Origin of the sequence: Microbacterium keratanolyticum (genome assembly GCF_016907255.1) — a bacterium.
In the GTDB taxonomy this organism is placed as follows: domain Bacteria; phylum Actinomycetota; class Actinomycetes; order Actinomycetales; family Microbacteriaceae; genus Microbacterium; species Microbacterium keratanolyticum.
Map to the genome: position 1 here is coordinate 1,844,733 of NZ_JAFBBQ010000001.1, position 17,517 is coordinate 1,862,249.

The following is a 17,517-nucleotide window of genomic DNA, read 5'->3' on the forward strand; positions in this document are numbered from 1 at the left end:
ATGGTCGGCCTGCCTGCCCGCAAAGCAGACCGTGCGCGTGAGCGCATGACCCTGGTGGAACCACTCCGACTCGACCGCAGCGAAAGCAAAGAGAAACTGCGGACCGAGCGATACGACATGGTCATCGTCGGCGGTGGCATCACCGGTGCCTACGCGGCGATGGATGCGGCCCTGCGCGGCTACAAGGTGGCGCTGCTGGAGAAGGGGGACTTCGCCGAGGGCACGTCTTCCAAGTCCTCGAAGATGATCCACGGAGGACTGCGCTACATCGAGCAGGGGAACCTGCCGCTCGTGCGGCACTCGCTGCTGGAGCGTCAGCGGTTGCGGCGCAACGCGCGTCACCTCGTTCAGCGGCTGCCCTTCCTGTTCCCGGTGCTCAGCGTGGACGGCGTCTTCGATCGCCGTCTCGCTGCCGGCTTCGAGTCGCTGCTGTGGACGTACGATCTCGCAGGCGGCTGGCGTGAGGGAATTCTGCATCAGAAGCTGTCGAAGAACGAGGTGCTCGCGCACTGTCCGACGTTCAAGGCGGAGAACCTCGACGGCGGCTTCATGTACTACGACGCGCGGGCCGACGATGCACGACTGACGCTGACGATCGCTCGTACGGCGGCATTCCATGGGGCGACGATCCTGAACGGCGCGAAGGTCACCGATGTGCGTCGCGAGGGCGGGAAGGTCGCCGGCGTGGTCGTCGAGACGGACGGTGCGTCCATCGACGTTCGGGGACGGGCGGTCGTGATCGCTGTCGGGTCGTGGCTGCGCGACTGGGACGGAACGAAACCAGGGACCGATGTGCCGAACATCCGCCCCGCCAAGGGGGTGCACGTCGCTGTTCCCTGGGTGAAGATCCAGAACGACTGCACCGTGACCATCCCCGTTCCGGGGCGCAACCGTCGCGCCACCATCACGCGCTGGGGCGACACCGCCTATCTCGGCACGACCGACGAGGACTACCAGGGCGACCTGGACGACGTGCACTGCACGCGCGATGAGCTGGACTTCCTGCTCGATGGCGCCCAGGTGGCGCTGAACACCGAGATCAAACCGGAAGAGGTGCTCGGCAGCATCGCGGGCACCCGACCGCTGGTCGCGCCTCCCGGGGGCAAGACGATCGAGGTCAAGCGCAACCATGAGATCCGTACCGACGCCGACGGCCTGATCACGGTGGTCGGCGGCAAGCTGACGACGGCGCGCCACATGGCGGAGCAGACGGTGGATGCTGCGCAGAAGGTTCTCGGTGAGCGTCGTCGTGTGCGCACGAAGGATGCATACCTGCTCGGCTCTGCAGGCTATGACCCGGAAGCCGTTGTGGCATCCGGCGGCATGCGCGCCCACTTCGGTGAGCGCTACGGCACGGAAGCAGCATTCCTGGGGCAGCTGATCGCCGATGACCCGTCGCTGAGTGCGCCTCTGGTCGCAGGGCTTCCCTATCTCGAGGCGGAGGTCGTCTACGCGGCCCGCCACGAGATGGCCCGCAATGTCGATGACGTTCTGGCGCGCCGCACGCGCAGCCGGATCCAGGCCCGCGATGCGTCGGCGGAGGCCGCGCCGCGCGTCGCCGCCCTCCTCCAGCGCGAGCTGGGTTTCAGTGACATCGAGCGCGACGCGCAGGTGTCGGGCTACCGCGCCGCGGTCGCCAAAGAGAAGGCCATCCTGATGGGAGACAAGGCATGATCAGCAAGGAAGCCGTCAAGCGCGGATACAACCGCGGAAACTATGTGGTGGGTGCTCCGACACCTCCGCACTGGGCGCCGGAGTCCGCTGCTGCAGCCGACACCGCATCCCTCGCCGCTGACGTGGTGACGGTCCCGGACGCCGTGATCGCCGAGCTGCGCGGAGCGTCCGATGAGGTCCTCACATCGCAGGCGGATGTCATCGCCGGCACTCGTGACTGGTGGGCGCGCACCATGATCGCCGAGACCAGCGGAGTTCCTGCCGTCATCGACGCGGCCATCGTCAAGGTGTCGACGACGGAGCAGGTGCAGGCCGTCATGCGCATCGCCTCGGCGCACAGCATTCCGGTGACCGTCTCCGCCGGACGCTCCAACGTCACGGGCGCGGCGCTTCCCCTGCGCGGCGGGATCGTGCTCGATGTGTGCGGCCTCGACAAGATCGTCTCGTGGGACGCCGAGAGTCAGATCGTCGATGTCGAAGCGGGTGTCTTCGGTGACATCTTCGAAGAGACCATCCAGCGCGATTACGGGATGACGACCGGACACTGGCCGTCGTCGTACGCGATCTCGACCGTCGGAGGATGGGTCGCCTGCCGCGGCGCCGGGCAGCTCTCGACCCGCTACGGCAAGATCGAGGACATGGTCGTGGGCATGGACGTCGTCCTCGCCGACGGCACTCTCGCCACCTTCGGCGGCGCCGCGCGCGCCGCCGTCGGACCTGATCTGCTGCAGCTCTTCATCGGCTCGGAGGGAACGCTGGGCGTCATCACCCGGATTCGCTTCAAGCTGGAGCGCCTGCCGGAGTACGGACGGGCGATCGCCTACGGGTTCCCGGACTTCGCCGCCGGCCTCGAAGCGTGCCGCCAGATCATGCAGCGGGGCGCGACGCCTGCGGCGCTGCGCCTGTACGACGCGCTGGAGAGCGGAGTGCAGTTCGACATCCCGGATCAGGCGGTGCTGCTGATCGCCGACGAGGGTGCGGCGGGGATCGTCGACGCCGGGATGGAGATCGCGGCGACAGCCTGCGCAGAGACAGGTGGGACCGAGCTCGACGGTGACGTGATCTTCGAGCGCTGGCTCGACACCCGCTACCTGACCGGAAAGAGCGCCGAGGGTTTCAAGAAGAGCCCCGGGTTCGTCGCGGACACCCTTGAGATGATCGGCGTCTGGCGTGACCTGCCGGCGATCTACGACGAGGTCGTCGAGGCTCTGCAGAGCGTCCCCGGAACGCTTGCGGGATCGGCCCACCAGTCACACGCGTACGTCGACAGCGCCTGCCTGTACTTCAGCCTGCGCGGTGATGTCGCTGTTGAAGACCGTGCGGACTGGTATCGCGCGGCCTGGGATGCGGCGAACGCCGTCATCATCAAGCACGGCGCCACGCTCAGCCACCACCACGGCGTCGGTCTCTTGCGGGCGCCGTACATGGCGGAGTCGCTCGGCGCAGGCTTCGATGTGCTGTCCACCATCAAGGCGGCTCTCGATCCGAAGAACATCCTGAACCCGGGGAAGCTCGGTCTGCCGTAATACGCTGACGTGATGGAGCTTTTGGATCACCGGAGGAGCCTGCTCACCAGGCTCCTCCGGGATCGGCCGGTGATCGCATCGCTGTTCACCCCCGATGACATCGACGCATTCAGCGCGACCGATGCGCCGACGTGCATCCTGGCCAACACGGATCTCCGCTCGCTGGAATCGCTCGTCTCCGCACTTCGTGAGCAGGACCGGTTCGTCTTCGTCAACCTTGATTCGATCGCGGGCCTCGCCAGCGACGCCGGGGGAATCGACTACCTCGCCGGCATCGGCGTCGACGGGACGGTGACAACGCGGGGCACCATCATCTCCCGGGTTCAGTCGCGTCAGATGGTCGCGGTTCAGAAGCTCTTCGTTACCGACCGGTTGAACCTGCCTCGTGCGACCCAGGCTGTGGCCTCGGCACAGCCCGGATACGTGCAGATCATGCCGGCGCCGGTGCTCCCTTTCATCCGTGATGAGCCGATCATGGCCGTCAGCCCTGTGCTGGCCGGCGGGTTCATCGCGACTCCCCACGATGTGATCGCCGCACTCGCGTGCGGCGCGACAGGTGTCTCGACGAGCGCTCGCGCTCTCTGGACATACAAGAAGGAACGAAAATGACAACGCACTTCACTGTGATCGCGACGTACACGGCGACAAGTGACACTGCTGACGAGGTGGCAATGCTGCTTCCGCAGCTCGCCGAGGCGAGTCGCGCGGAGGAGGGCAACATCTCCTACACCGTGGCACGCGATCTTGAGGATCCCAGACGATTCACGATCACGGAACGCTACGTCGATGCCGCAGCTTTCCAGGCGCACAGGGACAGCGAGCACTTCCAGCGCATCGGTGTCGGCACGATCATTCCGCTGCTCGATGACCGCGTGGTGTCCGCGTACACGGGAACCGGCGCGCTCTGACCACGCCGGGGCTTGCCGTTTCGATGCCCTGTCCTGCAGCCCGTAGGCCAGGGCATCGCGGCGTTTACGCCCAGGCGCCGCCGTCGAGGAAGCGCTCGAAGCGTTCGCGGTGGGGCGTGAGGTCCCAGCCCTGCGCGCCGACCCAGTCATCCGAGTAGTACGTGGCGGCGTAGCGGATGCCGCTGTCGCAGATGAGGGTGACGACGCTGCCGGTCTCGCCGGCATCGCGCATGCGTGCGATCACCTCGAATGCGCCGTAGAGGTTCGTGCCGGTCGAGCCGCCCGCCCAGTGCAGGGTGCGCTCGCGCAGCAGTCGGATGGCGGCGACGGATGCGGCATCCGGAACCTGGATCATCTCGTCGATGACGCCTGGGACGAAAGACTTCTCGACGCGCGGCCGTCCGATGCCCTCGATGCGGCTCGGGCTGCCGGCGATGTCGCTGCTGCCGGTGCGCCATCCTTCGTAGAACGCGGAGCCCTCGGGGTCGACGACGGCGATCTGCGTGTCGTGGCGGCGGTAGCGCACGTAGCGTCCGAAGGTCGCGCTCGTTCCGCCCGTTCCCGCGCCGACGACGATCCAGCGTGGAATGGGATGACGCTCGCGGGAGAGCTGGCTGAACACGCTCTCGGCGATGTTGTTGTTGCCGCGCCAATCCGTCGCGCGCTCGGCGAAGGTGAACTGGTCGAGATAGTGGCCGGTGCAGCCTTCGGCGAGACGCATCGCCTCGGCGTCGAGTTCGGAGGCGTGGTCCACGAAGTGGCATCGGCCTCCGTAGAACTCGATCAGGTCGATCTTCTCCTGGCTCGTGGAGCGGGGGACGACGGTGACGAAAGGCAGTCCGAGCATCCGTGCGAAGTACGCCTCGGAGACGGCGGTGGAGCCGCTGGACGCCTCGACGAGCGTCGTGTTCTCGTGGATGCGCCCGTTGACTAGGCCGTACAGGATGAGCGATCGCGCCAGGCGGTGCTTGAGCGACCCCGTCGGATGCACCGACTCATCCTTCAGGTACAAGTCGATGCCCCACTCGGCTGGCAGGGGGAAGAGATGCAGATGCGTATCGGCGCTGCGGTTGGCATCCGCCTCAAGCTTGCCGATCGCCGCATCAACCCAGTCGCTCATGATTTCGAGCGTAGTGCGTGGCCGCGCTCGTCCATCAGTGTGTACATAAACGAGCGACCAATGCCCTTTCGTGGCCTTCGCGCGGTTCAGTGTATACACTGAGGGGATGAGTTCGGCGACGACAACGCGCACCACGGCAAGTGACCGCGCGTACGCAGAGCTGCTGACCGAGATCCAATCTGGGGCGCTGCCGGCCGGCACCGTGCTCGCGGAGGTCGAGCAGGCGTCTCGGCTCGGAGTGAGCCGCACTCCGCTGCGCGAGGCCCTGCGCCGTCTCGCCGCGGACGGGCTCGTCGTGCAGCAGTCCCCGCGCGTCACCGTCGTCGCGGGTATCGACGCCGACGACATCCGCGGGCTCTTCGAGATCCGGCGGGCACTGGAGGAGACCGCTGCGCGGCTGGCCGCGCAGCGCGGCGATCGCGCACTCTTCGCCTCTCTGGCGGCGGAGCTCGCCGGCGTCCACCTCGACGGCGAAGCCGCGCGCGACGACTACTACGCCCTCATCGCACGCTTCGACCGTGCCCTCGATGACGCCGTCGCCAACGACTACATCACGGCCGCCCTCCGCACGGTGCGCACGCATCTCGTGCGAGTGCGGCGGATGGCCCGCGACAAGCCCGCTCGCCTCGCGGCGTCCGTCGCCGAGCACCGTCTGCTCGCCGACGCCCTCGCCGCCGGCGACGCGGAGCTCGCCGCCCACGCCACGCACGTGCACCTGCACAATGCGCTCACCAGCATCCTCGATTCCCTGTCGGAAGGAACACCATGACCGTCAACCACCACCTCCGCGTCCACCGCAGCGACGAGAACCTCGCCCGCGAAGGCCAGCTGGCCTGGCGCATCGCCGAGATCGCCGCGGACCCGGTCGAGGTCGACGCCGACGTCGTCGACATGATCATCAACCGCCTCATCGACAACGCCTCGGTCGCGGCGGCATCCCTCACCCGGGCGCCGGTCAGCGCCGCCCGTCAGCAGGCGCTCGACCACCCCGTCTCGGTCGGCGGTGCGGGCGCCACGATCTTCGGCGCCGCGCTCGAGCGCCGCAGCAGCCCCGAGTGGGCGGCCTGGGCCAACGGCGTCGCCGTGCGAGAGCTCGACTACCACGACACCTTCCTCGCGGCCGACTACTCGCACCCGGGCGACAACATCCCGCCGATCCTCGCCGTCGCGCAGCACGTCGGCTCTGATGGCAAGGCCGTCGTCCGCGCCCTCGCCACCGGCTACGAGATCCAGATCGACCTGGTGAAGGCCATCTGCCTGCACAAGCACAAGATCGACCACGTGGCCCACCTCGGACCGTCCGCCGCCGCCGGCATCGGCACCCTCCTCGGCCTCGATGTCGAGACGATCTATCAGGCCGTCGGTCAGGCGCTCCACACCACGACCGCCACGCGTCAGAGCCGCAAGGGCGAGATCTCGACCTGGAAGGCGCACGCCCCCGCGTTCGCCGGCAAGATGGCCGTCGAGGCTGTCGACCGTGCCATGCGCGGTGAGACGAGCCCCTCGCCGATCTACGAAGGCGAGGACGGCATGATCGCATGGATGCTCGATGGCCCGGATGCCTCCTACGAGGTGCCGCTGCCCGCCCAGGGGGAGGCCAAGCGCGCCATCCTCGACTCGTACACGAAGGAGCACTCGGCCGAGTACCAGGCGCAGGCCTGGATCGACCTCGCTCGCAAGCTGCACAACGAGCGTCCCGAGCTCGGCGACCCGGTGAACATCGAATCGATCGTGCTGCACACGAGTCACCACACGCACTACGTGATCGGCTCGGGCGCGAACGACCCCCAGAAGTACGACCCGCACGCATCGCGCGAGACGCTCGACCACTCGATCCCGTACATCTTCGCCGTCGCCCTGCAGGATGGCACCTGGCACCACGTCGACTCCTACGCCCCGGAGCGCGCGCAGCGCGAGGACACCGTGGCCCTGTGGAACAAGGTCACGACGCTGGAAGACGCCGAATGGACGCGCCGCTACCACTCGAACGACATCACCGAGAAGGCGTTCGGCGGACGCGTGGAGATCACGCTCACCGACGGCACCACCGTCGTCGACGAGATCGCGGTCGCCGACGCGCACCCGCTCGGGGCACGCCCGTTTGTTCGGGAGAACTACATCGCGAAGTTCCGCCTGCTGGCGGAGCCCGTGCTGGAACCCGCCGAGATCGAGCGTTTCCTCGACCTCGTGCAGCGCCTTCCCGAGCTGACGGCTGACGAGGTCGCACAGCTGTCGATCGTCGCGAAGCCCGGTGTGCTGGCCAACGCGCCCGCTCCCAAGGGGCTGTTCTGATGCTGTACTCCACGACCCCGGCGGCCGAGAAGCGGCGGATCCTCCGCGAGCGCCTCGCCACCGGTGAGCTGCTGCGCTTTCCGGGGGCCTTCAACCCGCTCAGCGCGAGACTCATCGAGCGCAAAGGCTTCGAGGGCGTCTACATCTCGGGGGCGGTGCTCTCCGCGGATCTCGGCCTCCCCGACATCGGGCTCACCACGCTGACCGAGGTCGCGGGGCGCGGCCAGCAGATCGCGCGGATGACGGGGCTGCCGGCGATCATCGACGCCGACACCGGCTTCGGTGAGCCCATGAACGTGGCGCGCACGATCCAGACCCTCGAAGACGCCGGCCTTGCCGGCATGCACATCGAGGATCAGATCAACCCGAAGCGCTGCGGTCACCTCGACGGCAAGGCTGTCGTCGACGAGTCCACGGCGACCAAGCGCATCCGCGCCGCGGTCGATGCGCGCCGTGACCCGAACTTCCTCATCATGGCGCGCACGGACATCCGTGCGGTCGAGGGGCTGGATGCGGCGATCGATCGTGCGAAGGCGCTGGTGGATGCCGGGGCGGACGCCATTTTCCCTGAGGCCATGCGCACCCTCGACGAGTTCGAGGCCATGCGGAAGGCGCTGGACGTGCCGATCCTCGCGAACATGACCGAGTTCGGAAAGAGCGACCTCTTCTCGACGGATCAGCTGCGCGACGTGGGAGTGAACATCGTGATCTGGCCGGTCTCGATGCTGCGCATCGCGATGGGCGCGACGGGCCGTGCGCTCGACACGCTGCTCGAAGAGGGCCACCTCACGGGCAAGCTCGACGAGATGCAGCATCGCGCCGATCTCTACGAGCTGGTGGACTACGAGCACTACAACCACTTCGACACGAACGTCTTCAACTTCCGCATCACGAAGGAGTGACCATGACCGATTCCGAGATTCGCAAAGGCCTGGCCGGCGTCGTCGTCGACTACACGGCGATCTCCAAGGTGAACCCCGAGAGCAACAGCCTGCTCTACCGGGGCTACCCCGTGCAGGAGCTCGCAGCGACCCAGCCGTTCGAGGCGATCGCGTACCTGCTGTGGAGCGGTGAGCTTCCGGATGCGGCGCAGCTGGAGGCGTTCCAGAAGCATGAGCGGGCACAGCGCGCATTGGATCCGCGGACCGTGGCGCTGCTCGACACGATGCCGGAGGATGCGCATCCGATGGACATCGTGCGCACGGCGGTCAGCCAGCTGGGCACGTTCGATCACACACTGCACCGTCCCGGCGGATGGACCGACCCCGACCTCGACCTGGGCCGCGCGCTGTACCTGTTCGCGCAGATCCCGACGATCGTCGCCGCGGTGCAGCGTCGTCGCCGAGGGCTCGAGCCGATCGCCCCGCGCGACGACCTCGACTACTCGCGCAACTTCCTCTGGATGACCTTCGGAGAGCTGCCTTCGGACGCCGCGGTCGACGTCTTCCGGGTCTCGATGGTTCTGTACGCCGAGCACTCCTTCAACGCCTCGACGTTCACGGCGCGCGTCATCGCCTCGACCACCTCCGATATGTACTCGGCGGTCGTCGGTGCGATCGGCGCGCTCAAGGGCCCACTGCACGGTGGCGCTAACGAGGCCGTCATGCACATCTTCGACGAGATCGGCACCGCCGAGAACGTCGTCCCGTGGCTGGACAAGGCGCTCGCCGAGAAGCGCAAGATCATGGGCTTCGGTCACCGCGTCTACAAGAACGGCGACTCGCGGGTGCCGACTATGAAGGCGGCGCTGGACGTGCTGCTCGAAGAGTCCGGACGCACGGATCTCGCTGAGCTCTACGCAACCCTCGAGAGCGAGTTCGTGGCGCGCAAGGGCATCTACCCCAACCTCGACTATCCCTCGGGGCCGGCATACAACCTGCTGGGCTTCGACACCGAGGTGTTCACCCCGCTGTTCATCGCCGCGCGCGTGACCGGCTGGACCGCCCATGTGATGGAGCAGGCCGCATCCAACGCGCTCATTCGTCCGCTGTCGGCCTACAACGGCGTCGATGAACGGCACGTCGAGGGCTGAACGTCTGAACGGTACGAGAAGGGCGGATGCTTCGTGGCGAAGCATCCGCCCTTCTGTCAGCGCTGGAGCCAGGGACGCAGCACCTTCGTGACCCAGGGCAGCACCCAGTACGCCATGATCGGCGTGAGGACGAGAGTGGTCGCGAGCACCCGCACCCAGATGTCCAGCGAGCCCCAACCCGGAATCGGGTTCGTCGCGTAGGAGAACGCGAGGTTCACGGGGAAGAAGCCGAGCCAGATGGCGGTGGCCTGCTTCCAGCGCGGGGGAGTGCGCACGAGGGCGACCGTCGTGGTGCCTTCGCCGGTCGGGGCGGGGATCGTGATGCTGCCCGTCGCCGGCTCATCGAACCAGCCCTCGATGCCCGTGCGGCGGCGGCTGCGTTCGCTGATCACGAGTCCGTCGCCGGTGGAGCGCCACCATTCGCGCTCGGGTGACTGCTCCCAGGCGTCGAGTGTCTCTTCGCTGTCGAAGCGATAGAGCATGTGCCAGACATGCGAGTCGGAGCTCTGTCGCACCCAGCCCGAGCCGAGAAAGCCGGGGTAGGTGTTCGCGAGGTTCACCCCGCTCTGCGCCCAGGCCGTCGCTTCGGCGATACGGGTGGGATCGACCTCGCGACGGATCGACACGGTGATCGGTGCGGGGGATGCAGTGACGCGGGATTCGCTGGACATGGTGAGCCTCGGGAAAAGCGTCTCCCCAGTCGCACCCGGGTTGCGGATGCGATGAGGAGACAAGACGACGCGCTCGGGGTTTCCGAGCGCGGGACGCCTCCATTCTACGGATCCCACAGCTGGGCAGATGCTTCATGACGTCGGTGGCACGGGAGGGATCAAGAGGCGTGAAGTGGGCGAATCTGGCAGGGTGGCAGGGTGTCCGCATCCTCGCTCGTGATCCGTGTGTCTCGTTCCGTCGCCGCCATCGCCCTGGCCGCCGTCGTGCTGAGCGGCTGTGCGCCCGCTGCGTCCGAGGCGACGCCGTCGCCCTCCGCGCCGGCCGCGCCCTCCGCGAGCGGAACCCCGACGCCGGAGCCCACCGTGGAGCCGGTCGGTGCAGAGCAGGGGTTCCGCACCTGGCTGGAGCTGTCGCGCATCCCGGATGCTCCCGCGGCCTGCGCGCTCATGACCCCCGCGCTCATCGAGAAGATGCTGGCCGAGGTGGCCGCGAGCGGGATGCCCATGAGCTCCTGTGAAGAGATGATCGCCCTGACGGCCGAGGCCTACCGCGCGACGGGCACCGACGCCGAGGTCAGCATCGCGGTGCAGGAGGAGACGGCGACCGCTGCCACTCTGTTCGTCACCTACGTGAGCTCCGGCAAGTGCGGCACCGTCGTGATGGAGCGTGCCGGAGATGACTGGATCCTCACCGAGCAGTCCGAGGTCTGCGGCGCCTGAGCCGGCCGCACGCGCGATGATGGAGGCATGAGCACGCGCAGAGAAGCCGTCATCGTCGATGTCGTCCGCACCCCGGTGGGGCGCGGTAAGCCGGGAGGAGCACTCTCCGGCGTGCATCCGGTCGATCTCGCCGCGGGGGCGCTCGCGAGCATCCTGGAGCGAAACGGTCTCGACTCTGCTCTCGTCGACGATGTGCTCATCGGATGCGTGAGCCAGGTCGGTGAGCAGGCGATGAACATCGGACGACAGGCCGCGCTCGCCGCAGGTTTCGACGAGCGGGTCCCCGCGACGACGATCGATCGCCAGTGCGGATCGAGTCAGCAGGCGGTGCACTTCGCCGCGCAGGCGATCGCTGCAGGAGACGCGAGCATCATCGTGGTCGGCGGCGTCGAGTCGATGAGCCGCGTGCCGCTCGGGTCCTCCCTGGGCGGAGTGTCGCCGATGTCGCCGCGGCTGCGCGCCCGCTACCCGGAGGGTCTGGTGAACCAGGGCGTCTCGGCCGAGCTGATCGCCCAGCGTTGGGGCTTCGACCGCGCGGTTCTGGATGCCTTCTCGGCGCGGTCGCACCAGCGTGCGGCGCAAGCCTGGGCGGACGGGCGCTTCGCCGACACCGTCATCGCGGTCGAGGAGGCTCCCGACGCCACGAGCGACGAGACGATCCGAGCGACGACGACCGCGGACGGCCTTGCCGGGCTGCCGGTCTCGTTCCGCACGGACGCGCTGGCCGAGCGATTCCCCGAGCTCGAGTGGCGAGTCACCCCGGGCAACTCCTCGCCGCTGACGGACGGCGCCTCGGCGGCGCTGATCATGAGCGCGGAGCGCGCGGCCGAGCTCGGGCTGCGGCCCCGCGCGCGCATCCACGCGATGTCCGTCGTCGGAGACGACCCGCTCATGATGCTCACCGGCCCCATTCCGGCGACGCGCGCAGTGCTCGAGCGTGCGGGCCTGTCGATCGACGACCTGGATGCCTACGAGGTCAATGAGGCGTTCGCCTCGGTTCCGCTGGCGTGGGCGGCGGAGCTCGGTGCGGACGAGGCGAAGCTCAACCCGTGGGGTGGCGCCATCGCGCTCGGACATGCGCTCGGATCCTCGGGAACTCGCCTGCTGGGCACACTGCTCGCCTATCTCGAGCACACCGGCGGTCGCTACGGCCTGCAGACCATGTGCGAGGGCGGCGGCATGGCCAACGCCCTCATCATCGAGCGCCTCTAGGTGGCGTAGCTGCCGTTCGCTGGAACAGGAGGAGACCCCCGCCGACCCGAATTCGGCGGGGGTCTTCGCGGCGTCAACACCGCGGCGGAGGCCCACGACAGGGCGGTCCGCGAAGCACGGAGGACGTACACCCCATCCGGTCGGCGTCTGCGTTCCGCGCTGAGACAGTTCTACGCGGCAAAGATTTCCGTGAGGTAAACAGCGGGCGACAGGCGGGGCGCGCATTCGAAGAGCGATGTTCACCCTGTTCTCGGCCAAAAGGGGGTGAACATTGCTCCCTCAACGAAATAGAAGGGCTCCCTAGTAAATTCTCTGTGATCCGCGTATCCTGATCAGGATGCCAATGACGGCACGAGAGGATCGAGCACAATGATTCGTGAAATCCCCCACTTTGTAGGCGGAAAGCGTGTCCCCACGACGGGCGGTCGCGTCGCGGACGTCTTCGAACCGAGCACCGGGGCCGTTCAGGCACGCGTGCCGCTGGCCACCGCAGACGAGGTGCGCGCCGTCATCGCGAACGCCGAAGCGGCGCAACCGGCCTGGGCTGCCACGAATCCGCAGAAGCGCGCGCGTGTGCTGCTGCGTTTCCTCGAACTCATCCAGGGCGAGATGGACGACCTCGCACGACTTCTCGCGAGCGAGCACGGTAAGACCGTGGACGACGCGAAGGGTGACATCCAGCGCGGTCTCGAGGTCATCGAATTCTGCGTGGGCGCACCGCATCTGCTCAAGGGCGAGTACTCCTCCGGCGCAGGCGCCGGGATCGACGTGTACTCGATGCGCCAGCCGCTCGGCGTCGTCGCCGGCATCACGCCCTTCAACTTCCCGGCCATGATCCCGCTGTGGAAGGCCGGGCCCGCGATCGCCGCCGGCAACGCCTTCGTCCTCAAGCCCAGCGAGCGTGACCCCTCGGTGCCGGTGCGCCTGGCCGAGCTCTTCATCGAGGCGGGGCTGCCCGCCGGCATCTTCAACGTCGTGCACGGTGACAAGGTCGCGGTGGACACGATCCTGGAGGATCCGCGGGTGCAGGCCGTCGGCTTCGTCGGATCGACCCCGATCGCCGAGTACATCTACAAGACGGCCGCGGCGAACGGGATGCGCGCGCAGTGCTTCGGCGGTGCGAAGAACCACCTGATCGTGATGCCCGACGCCGACCTCGACCAGGTCGCCGACGCCCTGATCGGAGCGGGATACGGCTCGGCCGGAGAGCGCTGCATGGCGATCTCCGTGGCCGTTCCGGTGGGGGAGGAGACCGCGGATGCTCTTGCAGCGAAGCTCGCCGAGCGCGTGCGCGACCTGCGCGTCGGTCCCTCTCTCGACGGTGACGTCGACTACGGACCGCTCGTCACTCGAGCCGCCGTCGAACGCGTCGAGGGATACATCCAGCAGGGTGTCGATGAGGGGGCGACGTTGCTCGCCGACGGACGGGGGCTGGTGGTCGACGGGTATGAGAACGGCTTCTACCTCGGGCCGACCCTCTTCGACCACGTCACGACCGACATGGCGATCTACCGGGAAGAGATCTTCGGTCCGGTGCTCGTCATCGCCCGTGCGCACGACTACGAGGAGGCACTGCGGATGGCCTCCGAGCACGAGTTCGGCAACGGGGTCGGCATCTTCACCCGCGACGGCGACGCCGCCCGCGATTTCGCCGCCCGCGTGAACGTCGGCATGGTCGGGGTCAACGTGCCGATTCCCGTCCCGATCGCGTACTTCACCTTCGGGGGCTGGAAGAACTCCGGATTCGGCGACCTGAACCAGCACGGCGCCGACGGCTTCCGCTTCTACACGAAGACCAAGACGGTGACGAGCCGCTGGCCCAGCGGCATCCGCGAGGGCGCCAGCTTCGTCATCCCCACCATGCACTGACCCACCGCCCACAAGGCAAAGGAGCCTCCGATGACCACCGTCACCGCAGAAGAACGCACCGCCATCCTCGACGCCGTGCGCGAGTTCGCGGACACCGAGCTCGCACCGTTCGCCGCCGAGCGCGATGAGAAGCACCTGTTCCCGCGCGAGTCGTTGCAGAAGGGCGGCGAGCTCGGTCTCGGCGGCATCTACGTCAGCGAGGAGCACGGCGGCACGGGACTGGATCGGGCCGACACGGTCGCGATCTTCGAGGAGCTTGCGAAGGGTGACCCCGCCGTCGCCTCGTACATCTCGATCCACAATATGGTCGCCGGCATGATCGACGTCTACGGCGACGACGAGCAACGGGCGCAGTGGCTCCCTCTTCTCACCTCCATGGAGGGATTCGGTGCCTACTGCCTCACCGAACCCGGCGCCGGATCGGATGCCGCGGCGATCGCGACGAGTGCGATCCGCGAGGGCGACGAGTATGTGCTGACGGGGGTCAAGCAGTTCATCTCCGGCGCAGGCGAGGCATCCGTCTACATCGTGATGGCGCGCACGGGAGAACCCGGCGCGAAGGGGATCACGGCCTTCCTGGTTCCCGCCGATTCCGCGGGCCTCAGCTTCGGCGCGCCGGAGAAGAAGATGGGCTGGCACGCGCAGCCCACCCGGCAGGTGATCCTCGATGCCGTCCGGGTTCCCACGGCGAATGTGCTGGCGGGCGAGGGGCGCGGGTTCGGCATCGCGATGTCGGCGCTCAACGGCGGACGCCTCAACATCGCGGCCTGCTCGCTGGGCGGCGCGCAGTGGGCGCTCGATCAGGCCGTGCGCTACGTGCATGAACGATTCACCTTCGGCGACCCTCTGGCCGAGAAGCAGTCGATCATCTTCGCGATCGCCGACATGGAGACGGAGCTGCGGGCGGCTCGTCTCATGGTGCGCGACGGGGCCACCGCGATGGATGAAGGCGCCCCGGACGCAGCGATGCGCTGCGCCGCGGCCAAGCGCTTCGCCACCGATGTGGGGTTCCGCGTCGCGAATGAGGCCCTTCAGCTGCACGGCGGCTACGGGTACCTTCAGGACTACGGAATCGAGAGGGTCGTGCGCGACCTGCGCGTGCATCAGATCCTGGAAGGGACGAACGAGATCATGCGCCTCATCGTCGGTCGTGAAGTTCTGAAGACGGATGCCTCGGCGCCGCGCCTCGCCCCCGCGCAGAGGGCCTCCTGATGGTCACCCGGGTGGCGTTCCTCGGCCTGGGCCACATGGGGCTGCCGATGGCTCGCAATCTCGTCGCCGCCGGCTATGACGTCATCGGATTCGATGTCGTGCCCGCCGCGGTCGACGCGGCTCGCGCCGCAGACATCCCGATCGCGGAGAGCGGCATAGCCGCGGCATCCGACGCTGATGTCGTGCTCACGATGTTCCCCAGCGGTCGGCACGTGATCGACGCCTACGAGAACGGTCTGCTGGCAGCCGCGCGGGCGGACACCCTGTTCATCGACTCCTCGACGATCGCCGTGGACGAGGCGCAGACCGCGCACGAGCTCGCGCTCGCCGCCGGACATCGCAGCATCGATGCACCGGTCTCCGGTGGCGTGGTCGGCGCGGAGAACGGCACGCTCGCCTTCATGGTCGGCGGATCCGAAGAGGACTTCGCGAGCGCGCTACCCCTATTGGAAGTCATGGGCCGAAGGATCGTGCACTGCGGCGGCCCCGGACTCGGCCAGGCCGCGAAGGTCTGCAACAACATGATCCTCGCGGTGTCGCAGATCGCTGTCGCGGAGGCGTTCGTGCTGGGGGAGCGCCTGGGGCTGACGCATCAGGCGCTCTACGACGTGGCATCCAATGCCTCGGGGCAGTGCTGGGCGCTGAGCACGAACTGCCCGGTGCCGGGGCCGGTCCCCACGAGTCCCGCGAACCGCGACTATCAGCCGGGGTTCGCCGGAGCGCTCATGGCAAAGGATCTCGGCCTCGCGCTGCAGGCGATCGAGGGCACGGGAACGGATGCCAGGATGGGGCGACTCGCGCAGGAGCTTTACGCCGCATTCGCCGCGGGCGACGGCGCGAGCCGAGATTTCTCGGGCATCATCACGGACATTCGCGAAGGCACGGTCTAGTCGCCGAATCGAGTGGTCAGTTTCGGCAACTCTCTGCGCGAAAAGTTGCCGAAACTGACCACCCGACGTGAGGTGCGAGATACTGGAGGGGCCGCAGCGTCGCGGCGGAGGGGAGCCGACATGGCGGAGTACGAGACTGTCCTGGTCGAGCAGCGAGGGCGCGTGGGGTGGATCACCCTGAATCGCCCTGACGCACTGAACGCACTGAACGCGCAGGTGTCGCGCGAGGTCTCGCACGCCGCGGCGGCGTTCGATGAAGACCCCGGCGTGGGGGCTATCGTCGTCACCGGATCCGAGCGCGCGTTCGCCGCGGGTGCCGACATCAAAGAGATGGAGGACATGACGGCCGAGCGTATGCTCGCGACCGATCACTTCGGCGAATGGAACACGTTCGCCGCGGTTCGCACCCCCGTCATCGCCGCCGTCTCCGGCTACGCGCTGGGCGGCGGATGCGAGCTGGCGATGATGTGCGACATCATCCTGGCCGCCGACTCCGCGAAGTTCGGACAGCCCGAGATCAACCTCGGCGTCATCCCCGGAATGGGCGGCACGCAGCGACTGATCCGCGCCGTCGGCTACTACAAGGCCGCCGAACTCATCCTGAGCGGTCGGATCATGGACGCCGCCGAGGCGGAGCGCAGCGGCCTCGTGTCGCGCGTGGTTCCCGCCGCGGATCTGCTCGCCGAGGCATCTGCACTCGCTGAGTCCATCGCCGCGAAGTCACTGCCCTCCGTGTACGCGGCGAAGGCGGCCCTCGACACCGCGATGGAGACGACCCTCGCTGAGGGACTGGCGCACGAGAAGACCGCGTTCGCAGCCCTCTTCGACACCGCCGATCAGAAGGAGGGCATGTCCGCCTTCCGTGAGAAACGTCCGCCAGAATTCCGACACCGATGAGCATGACGATCGACACGACCCTGCCGGACGACAACGATCTGGAGCTGCCCGAGCGCGACCGTCGCGCCCTTGTGGAGTGGACAGTCGCGTGCGCGGAACGGCTGCTGCCGCTGTACCTCGCCGCGCGCCCGGATGACACGCGGCCCCGCGACGCGCTCGACGCGGCGCTTTCGTTCCTCAGCGGCGAGCTGAGCATCGACGAGGTGCGCGAGAGTGCGTTCGCCTGCCATGCCGCCGCGCGCGAGGTCGAGGATCCTGCGGCTAGTGCCGCCGCACGGGTCTGCGGGCAGGCTGCCGCGGTCGCGCACATGGCCGGCCACAGCCGCCAGGTGCCTCGGCACACGGCCAAGGCCTTCCCCGACGACCGGTCTCGCCGCGACGAAGAGCTCGCCTGGCAGCGGATGAACATTCCCACGCGTTACGACCGCTACGTCTACGAGGGCGACTGACCCTTTTCGACGCATAGAGTGGACGGTGCGACCCCTCGGCGGCGA

The 17,517-nt window shown here is 67.8% G+C and carries 17 protein-coding genes; 15 read left to right on the plus strand and 2 right to left on the minus strand.

Annotated features, from left to right (window positions below; all coding sequences use genetic code 11):
• The 4 genes from JOD62_RS08835 to JOD62_RS08850 all read left to right on the plus strand — a co-directional run bounded on the left by JOD62_RS08835 (position 1) and on the right by JOD62_RS08850 (position 4,108).
• Positions 1-1,674 (plus strand): glycerol-3-phosphate dehydrogenase/oxidase, encoded by a 1,674-nt coding sequence (locus JOD62_RS08835; RefSeq protein WP_204938929.1) that lies wholly within the window; start codon positions 1-3, stop codon positions 1,672-1,674.
• Positions 1,671-3,200 (plus strand): FAD-binding oxidoreductase, encoded by a 1,530-nt coding sequence (locus JOD62_RS08840; protein WP_204938930.1) that lies wholly within the window; start codon positions 1,671-1,673, stop codon positions 3,198-3,200. The genes JOD62_RS08835 and JOD62_RS08840 overlap by 4 nt, the downstream gene beginning before the upstream one ends.
• Before the next feature lie 69 nt (positions 3,201-3,269).
• The gene (locus JOD62_RS08845; RefSeq protein WP_204938931.1) at positions 3,270-3,809 is read left to right on the plus strand and encodes a glycerol-3-phosphate responsive antiterminator; all 540 of its coding nucleotides are present in this window, start codon (positions 3,270-3,272) and stop codon (positions 3,807-3,809) included.
• A complete protein-coding gene (locus JOD62_RS08850) occupies positions 3,806-4,108 on the plus strand; it encodes a putative quinol monooxygenase (protein WP_204938932.1) in 303 nt (100 codons plus the stop codon). The genes JOD62_RS08845 and JOD62_RS08850 overlap by 4 nt, the downstream gene beginning before the upstream one ends.
• Positions 4,109-4,172: 64 nt before the next feature.
• Here the strand turns inward: JOD62_RS08850 and JOD62_RS08855 are convergent, their stop codons facing one another.
• A complete protein-coding gene (locus JOD62_RS08855) occupies positions 4,173-5,228 on the minus strand; it encodes a PLP-dependent cysteine synthase family protein (RefSeq protein ID WP_204938933.1) in 1,056 nt (351 codons plus the stop codon).
• 106 nt (positions 5,229-5,334) lie between these two features.
• Between JOD62_RS08855 and JOD62_RS08860 the strand changes: the two genes are divergently transcribed.
• From JOD62_RS08860 to JOD62_RS08875, 4 genes are read left to right on the plus strand one after another with little or no spacing between them, the layout of a single operon-like run.
• The gene (locus JOD62_RS08860) at positions 5,335-5,997 is read left to right on the plus strand and encodes a GntR family transcriptional regulator (RefSeq protein WP_204938934.1); all 663 of its coding nucleotides are present in this window, start codon (positions 5,335-5,337) and stop codon (positions 5,995-5,997) included.
• A complete protein-coding gene (locus JOD62_RS08865; protein ID WP_204938935.1) occupies positions 5,994-7,520 on the plus strand; it encodes an MmgE/PrpD family protein in 1,527 nt (508 codons plus the stop codon). Before JOD62_RS08860 ends, JOD62_RS08865 begins: the two co-directional genes overlap by 4 nt.
• The gene (gene prpB / locus JOD62_RS08870; RefSeq protein WP_204938936.1) at positions 7,520-8,422 is read left to right on the plus strand and encodes a methylisocitrate lyase; all 903 of its coding nucleotides are present in this window, start codon (positions 7,520-7,522) and stop codon (positions 8,420-8,422) included. The genes JOD62_RS08865 and prpB overlap by 1 nt, the downstream gene beginning before the upstream one ends.
• A 2-nt stretch (positions 8,423-8,424) precedes the next feature.
• On the plus strand, positions 8,425-9,552 hold the full coding sequence (locus JOD62_RS08875) for a bifunctional 2-methylcitrate synthase/citrate synthase (RefSeq protein WP_204938937.1): 1,128 nt from the start codon (positions 8,425-8,427) through the stop codon (positions 9,550-9,552).
• Positions 9,553-9,608: 56 nt separating this feature from the next.
• Here the strand turns inward: JOD62_RS08875 and JOD62_RS08880 are convergent, their stop codons facing one another.
• Positions 9,609-10,223: an antibiotic biosynthesis monooxygenase gene (locus JOD62_RS08880; RefSeq protein WP_204938938.1), complete on the minus strand. Its 615-nt coding sequence runs from the start codon at positions 10,221-10,223 to the stop codon at positions 9,609-9,611.
• 198 nt (positions 10,224-10,421) lie between these two features.
• Between JOD62_RS08880 and JOD62_RS08885 the strand changes: the two genes are divergently transcribed.
• From JOD62_RS08885 to JOD62_RS08915, 7 genes are all read left to right on the plus strand, one after another.
• Positions 10,422-10,943 carry a hypothetical protein gene (locus JOD62_RS08885; RefSeq protein ID WP_204938939.1) on the plus strand — a complete coding sequence of 174 codons (522 nt, stop codon included), beginning with the start codon at positions 10,422-10,424 and terminating at the stop codon, positions 10,941-10,943.
• Between the two features lie 27 nt (positions 10,944-10,970).
• On the plus strand, positions 10,971-12,155 hold the full coding sequence (locus tag JOD62_RS08890; RefSeq protein WP_204938940.1) for a thiolase family protein: 1,185 nt from the start codon (positions 10,971-10,973) through the stop codon (positions 12,153-12,155).
• A 369-nt stretch (positions 12,156-12,524) separates the two neighbouring features.
• Positions 12,525-14,024, plus strand: coding sequence for a CoA-acylating methylmalonate-semialdehyde dehydrogenase (locus JOD62_RS08895; protein WP_204938941.1), 1,500 nt, complete (start codon positions 12,525-12,527; stop codon positions 14,022-14,024).
• A 30-nt stretch (positions 14,025-14,054) separates the two neighbouring features.
• A complete protein-coding gene (locus tag JOD62_RS08900) occupies positions 14,055-15,236 on the plus strand; it encodes an acyl-CoA dehydrogenase family protein (RefSeq protein ID WP_204938942.1) in 1,182 nt (393 codons plus the stop codon).
• Entirely contained in the window at positions 15,236-16,126 is an 891-nt protein-coding gene (mmsB, locus tag JOD62_RS08905) for a 3-hydroxyisobutyrate dehydrogenase (protein ID WP_204938943.1), read from the plus strand. The genes JOD62_RS08900 and mmsB overlap by 1 nt, the downstream gene beginning before the upstream one ends.
• Positions 16,127-16,246: 120 nt before the next feature.
• Positions 16,247-17,023, plus strand: coding sequence for an enoyl-CoA hydratase-related protein (locus JOD62_RS08910; protein WP_204938944.1), 777 nt, complete (start codon positions 16,247-16,249; stop codon positions 17,021-17,023).
• A complete protein-coding gene (locus tag JOD62_RS08915; protein ID WP_204938945.1) occupies positions 17,020-17,472 on the plus strand; it encodes a putative immunity protein in 453 nt (150 codons plus the stop codon). Before JOD62_RS08910 ends, JOD62_RS08915 begins: the two co-directional genes overlap by 4 nt.
• Positions 17,473-17,517 lie beyond the last annotated feature (45 nt).